Source organism: Polaromonas sp. P1_E3 (assembly GCF_056405935.1).
Map to the genome: position 1 here is coordinate 1 of NZ_JBFUBD010000286.1, position 3,510 is coordinate 3,510.

The 3,510-nt window shown below is 63.2% G+C and carries 3 protein-coding genes; 1 reads left to right on the plus strand and 2 read right to left on the minus strand.

What is annotated here, in order from left to right:
* Both egtB and AC1D0Z_RS17880 read right to left on the minus strand, forming a co-directional pair.
* Positions 1 to 970 (minus strand): ergothioneine biosynthesis protein EgtB (gene egtB, locus AC1D0Z_RS17875; protein ID WP_477659543.1); only part of this gene is annotated, 970 nt, incomplete at its 3' end.
* A gap of 78 nt (positions 971 to 1,048) precedes the next feature.
* Positions 1,049 to 1,855, minus strand: coding sequence for a sulfurtransferase (locus AC1D0Z_RS17880; RefSeq protein WP_477659544.1), 807 nt, complete (start codon positions 1,853 to 1,855; stop codon positions 1,049 to 1,051).
* Between the two features lie 85 nt (positions 1,856 to 1,940).
* Here AC1D0Z_RS17880 and dnaE point away from each other — a divergent pair.
* On the plus strand, positions 1,941 to 3,510 hold a 1,570-nt coding region (gene dnaE / locus AC1D0Z_RS17885; RefSeq protein ID WP_477659545.1), incomplete at its 3' end, for a DNA polymerase III subunit alpha.

The window sequence follows — 3,510 nt, forward strand, 5'->3', positions numbered from 1 at the left end:
CCGTGGGCAGGCGCGCATCGGCCCAGCGTGCAAAGGCATCGGCTTCAAAATAGCTGAGGTGGCAGGCCGGCGTGTTCGGGTCCACGGCGATCAGGCCCTGGAGCGTGAAGTGCTGATAGCTGCCTTCATCGCCTTGCCAGTAAAACGGCAGGCTGACCTTGTTCTCGGTGACCCAGTCCCAGCCCATGGAGAGCCACAGCTCGGGGCGCTGGTAGCCCTTGTCGGCGATGAAAGCCATGATTTCGCCATTGGTCACCGGCCGGCTGGCCAGTTCGAAGGGCGCGACATAAACCTTGTGGCGCGGTGTTTCGTTATCGAAGGCGAATTCGCCGTCGCGTGCCCTGTCATAACCGTGCTCCACCAGGCCAGCCTCGTGGCGCAGCCAGTCCACCGGCTGCGGGTGTATGCCGGCCAGCGGCCAGCGGCTCACGTAGGCCGGACGCGCGGGGTTGAAAGACAGCGCGTGTTTGATGTCGGTCAGCAGCAGTTCCTGGTGTTGCTGTTCGTGGTGCAGGCCCAGGGTCACCAATTCGGTGAGTTCCCGCCGTTGAACATCGTCGGCCCTGGCTTCCACGGCGGCGATCACCGCCAGCATGCGCTGGTTGACCTGCGCGCGGTAGGCCAGCACTTCGTCCAGCGAAGGCCGGCTGATCAGGCCGCGCTTGGGCCTGGGGTATTTATCGCCCACGCCGTTGTAATAGCTGTTGAACAGCACCCGGAAGCCGGGATCGAAAGGCGTGAAGCCGGGCTCAAAGCGTTCAAGGATGAAGGTCTCGAAAAACCAGGTCAGGTGGGCCAGGTGCCATTTGGCAGGGCTGGCGTCCGGCATGGACTGCAACTGGCAGTCTTCCGGGCTCAGGGGCTGGATCAGCGCCTCGGTTTGCTGGCGCACGGCGCTGAAGCGCCTGGCGAGCGGGGAAGGCAGTGCCTGGGCGGCCTGGTGGCGCGCGGGGGAGGTGTCTGTGGGCATGGTGGCTACCGTTAAGTAGGGGACGGTGGGCGGATGTGGGATGCGAACGATTCAAAAGCTTCGCACGGGGCTTTGGACTCAGCTGTCAGACAAAAGCCCGAAAACTTCGGGCCTGCGGGCGGCAGGGGACGGGTGCAAGGGCTTGGCGGGCGGGTTGACCTGGGGTTTGAGTTCCGGGTCGACGGCACGGCGKTCGTCAAAAACAAAACATTCACCGTCGAAATGCGCGCGCCCGCTTTCTTCAAAATACTTGAGGATGCCGCCCTCAAGCTGCCAGACGTTTTCGACGCCGGCTTCGCGCATCAGAATGGCTGCTTTTTCGCAACGGATGCCGCCTGTGCAAAAGCTCACCACGGTCTTGCCGGCGAGCTCTTCTTTGTGCGCCAGCAGGGCTTCGGGAAACTCGGTGAACTTGCGGATGCGCCAGTCGATGGCATTTTTGAAGGTGCCGACATCGGCTTCAAAGTCATTGCGTGTGTCCAGCGTCACGACGGGGCGGCCCATGTCGTCATGGCCTGCGTCCAGCCAGCGCTTGAGCGTGGTGGCGTCCACCGCCGGCGCGCGGCCTGCCGCAGGCTGCACGGCCGGGTGGTTCATGCGGATGATTTCCGGCTTGACTTTGACCAGCAGCTTGCGAAAGGGCTGGGCGCCGGACCAGCTTTCCTTGGCCTGCAGGTCGGCAAAACGCGCGTCCTGTTTCAACCATGCCAAAAAATCATGAATATCGCCGGCCGGGCCGGCCAGGAAAAGGTTGATGCCTTCTTCGGCCAGGAGCACCGTGCCCCTGATGGCAAGGCCTTGCAGCCGGTCGGCCAGGCTGGCCTGCAGCGCCGCGGGCTGGGTCAGCGCGACGAATTTGTAGGCTGCAATGTTCAGGATTTGCATGATGCGTTTGATTGTAGGCAGGCATGCATGTCCTTGCACTGTGCCGCGGCTCCTCAGCGGACAGCCTCGGCCCTAAAATGGCCTCATGTTTGTCCATTTGCGCCTTCACACCGAATTTTCAGTCGTCGACGGCACCAACCGCATCGATGAGGTCGTCGCTGCCGCCGCTGCGGACCACCAGCCGGCCCTGGCTATCACCGACCTCAGCAATCTGTTCGGGACCGTCAAGTTTTACAAGGAAACCCGCGGAGCGGGCGTCAAGCCGCTCATCGGGGCTGATGTGTGGGTGCAGGTCCCGGGCAAGGACGCCGGGGCGCCCGCCGCGCGCCTGCTGCTGCTGGTGCAAAACCGCCAGGGCTACCTGAACCTTTCCGAAATCCTGACGCGCGCCTGGACCAAAAACGTGGTGCGTGACCAGGCCGTGGTCAAGCTCGAATGGCTGCAGGAACTCAATGAAGGGCTGATTGCCCTGTCAGGTGCGCAAGGCGGCGCTGTGGGCCAGGCGCTGCTGCAAGGCGACAGCGCGCGCGCCGTGGAGTGCGCGCTGTATTTTGCGGGCCTTTTCCCCCACCGGTTTTACCTGGAACTGCAGCGCGCCCAGCGCCCCGATGATGAACGCCATGTGGCGGCCGCCGTCCAGCTGGCCGCGCGGCTCAAGCTGCCGGTGGTGGCCACCCACCCGGTGCAGTTCCTGACCTACGACGATTACGAGGCACATGAGGCCCGGGTGTGTATTTCGGAAGGCGAAATCCTGGGCAACACGCGCCGCGTGCGCAAGTTCACGCGGGAGCAATACTTCAAGTCGGCCGCCCAGATGGCGGCGCTTTTTGCCGACGTACCCACCGCGCTGGCCAACACGGTGGAAATTGCCCGGCGCTGCAACCTCACGCTGGAGCTGGGCAAGCCCATGCTGCCCGACTACCCCACGCCGGAAGTCAACGGCGTGCGCATGCCGATCAACGAATACTTCCGCCATGCTTCGTTCGAGGGGCTGGAAGAGCGCCTGGCGCACCTTTACCGCGACGTGGCCGTGCGCGACCAGAAGCGGCCCGAGTATGTGAAGCGCCTGGAGTTCGAGATCAACACCATCCTCAAGATGGGTTTCCCCGGCTACTTCCTGATCGTGGGTGACTTCATCAACTGGGCCAAGAACAACGGCTGCCCGGTCGGGCCGGGCCGGGGTTCCGGTGCGGGCTCGCTGGTGGCCTATTCGCTGAAGATTACCGACCTGGACCCGCTGCAATACAACCTGCTGTTCGAGCGCTTCCTGAATCCGGAACGGGTCTCCATGCCGGACTTCGATATCGACTTCTGCCAGAGCAACCGCGACCGCGTGATCGACTACGTGAAAGACAAGTACGGCAAGGAAGCCGTGAGCCAGATCGTGACATTCGGCACCATGGCCGCGCGCGCCGCCATTCGCGACGTGGGCCGTGTGCTCGACTTTCCCTATGGCTTTTGTGATGGCATTTCCAAGCTGATCCCCAACAAGCCGGGCCAGCACATCACGATTGAAAAAGCCAAGGAACAGGAGCCGATCCTCGCCGAACGCGAGCGCAAGGAAGAGGATGTTCGCACCCTGCTTGAACTCGCCCAAAAGCTTGAGGGCCTGACCCGCAACGTCGGCATGCATGCCGGCGGTGTGCTGATCGCCC